Origin of the sequence: Streptomyces sp. NPDC059524, from assembly GCF_042749255.1 — a bacterium.
GTDB classification, from domain to species: domain Bacteria; phylum Actinomycetota; class Actinomycetes; order Streptomycetales; family Streptomycetaceae; genus Streptomyces; species Streptomyces xanthii.
Genome location: NZ_JBHYTK010000158.1, coordinates 13,361 through 18,862, shown reverse-complemented (window position 1 = coordinate 18,862; position 5,502 = coordinate 13,361). Strand labels below are relative to the sequence as shown.

General features: G+C 71.7%; 3 protein-coding genes and 1 pseudogene. All 4 read left to right on the top strand.

The genetic code is table 11. The features are described 5' to 3' along the window. Positions 1–366 precede the first annotated feature (366 nt). Complete coding sequence (locus ACFW9D_RS31730) at positions 367–2,337, top strand: tetratricopeptide repeat protein (protein ID WP_384627651.1); 1,971 nt, start codon at positions 367–369, stop codon at positions 2,335–2,337. 146 nt (positions 2,338–2,483) lie between these two features. Further along, on the top strand, positions 2,484–3,599 hold the full coding sequence (gene ald / locus ACFW9D_RS31725; RefSeq protein WP_188339729.1) for an alanine dehydrogenase: 1,116 nt from the start codon (positions 2,484–2,486) through the stop codon (positions 3,597–3,599). A gap of 315 nt (positions 3,600–3,914) precedes the next feature. Continuing rightward, positions 3,915–5,093, top strand: a complete 1,179-nt coding sequence (locus ACFW9D_RS31720; protein ID WP_188339730.1) for a ParA family protein — start codon at positions 3,915–3,917, stop codon at positions 5,091–5,093. Positions 5,094–5,134: 41 nt separating this feature from the next. Beyond that, positions 5,135–5,502, top strand: a pseudogene (locus ACFW9D_RS31715) (hypothetical protein); the annotation flags it as partial.

Here is a 5,502-nt window from a genome sequence, read left to right as displayed (position 1 = left end):
CCTTTCATCGGAGGAAGGCGCGGCGAAGCCGCATGCCTGCAGGGGCGCGGGGAACTGCGCGAGAAGCCCCACCGGCCCGCAGCCCGCGACGAAACCTCACCCGGTCCCACAATCCGCTGATCCGATCAGGGGACTTGTGCGCGCCGCCCGCCCAGGGCACCCGCACCCCCTGAACTAGGCTCGGGATCGCCCCTGCCGACCCCCGGAGGGGATGGGTGAGACGGAGCGTGGCCCGTGACGGATCAGGCGGTCGAGTCGGACGACGTGACGGCGGTCGGGAAGTCGTCCGGACCCGCACCCCGCAGCTCCCGCAAACCCCGGCCCCGTACGCAGGCGAACCGTCAGTTCCTGGGCCGCCGCCGGGAGTTGGCCGAACTCAGGTCCGACATCGAACGGGCCGGACTCGACACCCTGTCCGGCCGCAAGGCCCCCCGCGCCCGCGTCCTGCTCATCGCCGGCCGCCCCGGCACCGGCCGCACCGCACTGGCCGGGGAACTGCTGCGCGAGGTCGCCGAGCGGTACCCGGACGGGGCGCTGCGGGTCCGGCTGAGCGGCGCCGACGGCACCCCCGTTCCCACCGAACGCGTGGCCCGTGAGCTGCTCGACGCGCTCGAACTGCCCGCGCCGCCCGGCGAGTCGGCCGACGACCTCACGGAACGGCTGCGCGAGGGGCTCGCCCTGCGCCGCGTCGTCCTGTTCCTCGACGACGCCCAGGACGCCGAACAGGTCGACCAGCTGCTGCCCGACACCCCGGACTGCCTGGTCGTCGCCGTCGCCGAGGGCCCCCTCACCGGCATCCCCGACGTACGGCCCTGCACCCTCGGCGGACTCGACACCAAGTCCGCGCTCGAACTGCTCACCCGCCACACCGGCTCCGTCCGCATCACCTGCGACCCGCGCTCGGCCGAGTCCCTGGTCGAACTGTGCGGGGCCGAGCCGGCCGCGCTCGAACTCGCCGGCGGCTGGCTCGCCGTACGCCCCAAGGAGTCGGTCGCCGACCTGGCCAAGCAGCTGCACGCCCAGGACGGGGAGGGCACCGCGCTCGCCCGGGTCTTCCGGCACTCCTACGCCACGCTGCCCGGGCCCGCCGCCCGGATACTGCGCTATCTGTCGCTGGCCCCCGACGGCTACGTGGACCCGCACACGGCGTCCGCGCTGGCCGGCTGCTCCGTGTCCGCCGCGCAGACCACCCTCGACGACTTCGTGACCCTCGGCCTGGTCCGCGCCGTGCCCTCCGAGCTGCCCCAGTACGAGGTGCCGGGCTGCCTGGTGCCGCTGCTGCGCGGGCTCACCGAGACCCAGGACCGGCCCGGCGAGGTGCAGCTGGCCCGCGCCCGCATGCTGGAGCGCACCGTACGGCTGCTCACCTCCTGCCGCGCCGTCACCGAGCCCGACGGGTCCCCGGCCCGCAAGAAGCTGGCCGGGCTGCCCAGCGCCCTGCGGTTCGCGGACCCCGCGGCCGCCGCCGAGTGGCTGCGCGTCCGGCAGCCCGCGCTGCTCGCCGCGGCCCGCCTGGCCGTCGCGGACGGCGAGCTCGACACCCTGGCCCGGCGGCTGATGTCGGCGCTGGCCCGGGCCCTGGTCGCCCACCGCGGCACCGAGGCGGCGGCCCCCGAGCTGTACGGGATCCACCGCATGGTGCTGGACGTCGCCGAGCGCCGTGACCTGCCCCGCGAGAAGGCCGCGGCGCTGCTGAACCTCGCCGACGTGGACGCGCAGACCGGCCGGACCCGGGACGCCCTCGCCCGCTACCGGGCCGCGCTGGACGCCGGACGTGAGGCCCGGGACCCGTACGCGACCGGCCGCGCGATGGAATCCGTAGGCGGCGCGCACCAGGAGCTGGGGGACTGGCAGCGGGCCGCCGACTGGTACGGGCGGGCCCTCGCGCAACGGCTCGCGCGCGGGGAGCGGGCCGACGCCGCGCGGTTGCACGGCCGGATCGCCGCCGTGCACACCTACGCGGGCCGGTACGGGGAGGCGCTGCGCAGCTGGCGCTCGGCGGTGGCCGGGTACCGCAAGCAGGGCGATGTGCCCGCGCAGGCGCGGGCGTTGAGTGAGCTGGCGCGGGTGCAGGAGTACGCGGGGCGGCCCGAGGAGTCGCTGCGCACCTGCCAGGAGGCGGTCGAATGGGCACGTCAGGCCAAGGACGTCCGGCTGCAGGCCGCGCTCCAGCTGCGGCTGGCCGACACCCTCGAACGACTGGGCGACCCCGCGGCGGCCAAGCTGCACCGGGGCGCGGCCGAGCGCATGCTGGGGGAGGAGCTCACTCCGGAGGTAAAACCTTCGGAGGAGGCCGCGAACGCCTACGAAATCCGTAGTGCATCCTCTGAAGATTGATGCAACGAAAGGCTAGACAGCAAGAAAACCTTCATTAGACTGGCTCCGCTGCGGTGATTCCGCGGTCTCTCCTGGTGTGTCCCCCGGCACACTGGTATGTAGTGCATTGCCCGAGAAATCCCCTGAGCCAAGGACCGTGATCGACGATGAAGGTCGGCATCCCCCGCGAGGTCAAGAACAACGAGTTCCGGGTGGCCATCACCCCCGCCGGCGTGCATGAGCTCGTGCGCCACGGCCACCAGGTCTTCATCGAGCAGAACGCCGGTGTCGGCTCCTCGATCACGGACGACGAGTACGTCTCGGCCGGAGCGCAGATCCTCGGCACCGCCGACGAGGTCTGGGCCACCGCCGACCTGCTCCTGAAGGTCAAGGAGCCGATCGCGGAGGAGTACCACCGCCTCCGCAAGGACCAGACCCTCTTCACCTACCTGCACCTCGCCGCCTCCAAGGAGTGCACGGACGCGCTCCTCGAGTCCGGCACCACCGCCATCGCGTACGAGACGGTCGAGACCGCGAACCGCGCGCTCCCGCTGCTCGCCCCGATGTCCGAGGTCGCGGGCCGTCTGGCCCCGCAGGTCGGCGCCTACCACCTGATGCGCTCGGTCGGCGGCCGCGGCGTGCTCCCCGGCGGCGTCCCCGGCACCCACGCCGGCAAGGCCGTCGTCATCGGCGGCGGCGTCTCCGGCTGGAACGCCACGCAGATCGCCGTCGGCATGGGCTTCCACGTGACCCTGCTCGACAAGGACATCAACAAGCTCCGCGAGGCTGACAAGATCTTCGGCACCAAGGTGCAGACGATCGTCTCCAACGCCTACGAGCTGGAGAAGGCCGTCGTCGAGGCCGACCTCGTCATCGGCGCCGTCCTCATCCCGGGCGCCAAGGCCCCGAAGCTGGTCACCAACGAGCTCGTCGCCAAGATGAAGCCCGGAAGTGTCCTTGTCGACATCGCGATCGACCAGGGCGGCTGCTTCGAGGACTCGCACCCGACCACGCACGCCGAGCCGACCTTCCAGGTCCACAACTCGGTCTTCTACTGCGTCGCCAACATGCCGGGCGCCGTGCCCAACACGTCGACGTACGCGCTGACCAACGCCACGCTGCCCTACATCGTGTCGCTGGCCAACAACGGCTGGGTCGAGGCCCTGCGCCGTGACCCCGCGCTCGCCCTGGGCCTCAACACCCATGACGGCAAGGTGGTTTACAAGGAGGTCGCCGAGGCGCACGGTCTCGAGCACCTCGAGCTCGAGACGCTCCTCGGCTGACGTCAACCGAAGTCGTCAATCTCACGCCCACGGCCGGACCTCGTCAGAGGTCCGGCCGTACGCGCATGGGTCAGGACATGGTCAACTCGCCTTGAAGGTAACCCTTTAACCGATTCGCTCCCTCGCGAAACGTGGCGAAGAACCCCCGTACGCCCTTGACATGAGGGTGTTCCATTACCGACACATCGTGCCGGGTCCGGTGGATTGTGTTGCTGCGGAGCGGTGACACGCCATAGAGTCGCCAACCGTCGGCATGGTGCCACGCTGACCTATCGATAAATGTTCCTGGTCACGTCCAAGGAGGTAAGACGACTTGTGAATGAGTCGACATTTACTCCCGGAGGTGGCCGGCCGGGCGGGCAGGGACCCGCGGGGCTTCAGGCTGTCGGCTCCGTCGCTGTACGCACCTTCGCGGCCCACCAGAGCGGCTACCGGAGCAGCCCCCCGCAGACGCCGACGCAGACAGCACACCAGAGCATGGATGGCCATCACGTGAACGCCATGGCCGGCGACCGAAGCGGCGACACACACAGCCACTTCGCCGACTACGACGAACTGCCCGAGGGGCACTTCTACGACCCCGACGCCGAGTACGAGCCCGATCCCGAGTACGCGGCCACGCTCGCCCCGGACGCTGCCCGTCAGCGCCGCGAGCGCGTCGGCCCGACCGGGCGCCCGCTCCCGTACTTCCCGATCCCAGGACCGCTGACCGACCACGGCCCGGCGAAGATCATCGCGATGTGCAACCAGAAGGGCGGCGTCGGCAAGACCACGTCGACCATCAACCTGGGTGCCGCGCTCGCCGAGTACGGACGCCGGGTGCTGCTCGTCGACTTCGACCCGCAGGGTGCCCTGTCGGTCGGCCTCGGCGTCAACCCGATGGAGCTCGACCTCACCGTCTACAACCTGCTCATGGAGCGGGGCATGTCGGCCGACGAGGTCCTCCTGAAGACCGCGGTCCCGAACATGGACCTGCTGCCGAGCAACATCGACCTCTCGGCCGCCGAGGTCCAGCTGGTGAGCGAGGTGGCGCGCGAGTCCACGCTGCAGCGCGCCCTGAAGCCGCTGATGTCCGACTACGACTACATCGTGATCGACTGTCAGCCCTCGCTCGGCCTGCTCACCGTGAACGCGCTGACGGCCGCTCACAAGGTGATCGTGCCGCTGGAGTGCGAGTTCTTCGCGCTGCGCGGTGTGGCCCTGCTGACCGAGACGATCGAGAAGGTCCAGGAGCGGCTCAACCCCGACCTGGAGCTCGACGGCATCCTCGCCACGATGTACGACTCGCGGACCGTGCACAGCCGTGAGGTCCTCGCGCGCGTGGTCGAGGCGTTCGACGATCACGTCTACCACACGGTCATCGGCCGCACGGTGCGCTTCCCGGAGACCACGGTCGCCGGCGAGCCCATCACCACGTACGCCTCGAACTCGGTCGGTGCCGCCGCCTACCGTCAGCTCGCCAGGGAGGTGCTCGCCCGGTGTCACGCCGAGTGAGTCTGCCGGGGGCCGACGAACTGTTCCGTACGACCGGGGGCATGGCACTGCAGGCGTCGTCGCCGAGGCGCACGGCGAACGCGAACGGTGAACCCCGGGTGCCGAGTCCGGCGGGCGAGAGCGACGAGGCGGCCGGTGCGGCGTCCTCGTCCCCGGCGGCCAAGGAGGACGGGGCGGACCCGTCGTCCGAGGGCGCCGAGCACGCCGCCGCCGAGGCGGAGTCCGACTCCGGCTCGCGCAGCCGCGGCGCGGCGGGCGAGGGCGCGGCCGCGTCCGACCGGCGTCCGTCGGGGAGCGCGCAGGAAGGTTCTGGCAGTGGCCGCGGCGGCGCGGCCCCGGCCCGCGCCCCCCCCCCCGCCCCCCCACCACCCCCCCCCCGCCCCGCCCCCCGCCCCGACACTAAAGAGCG

What these genes read in the sequence shown, in the direction of transcription:
- ald (WP_188339729.1), top strand. Translation starts at nt 2,484, where the DNA reads ATGAAGGTCGGCATCCCCCGCGAGGTCAAGAACAACGAGTTCCGGGTG.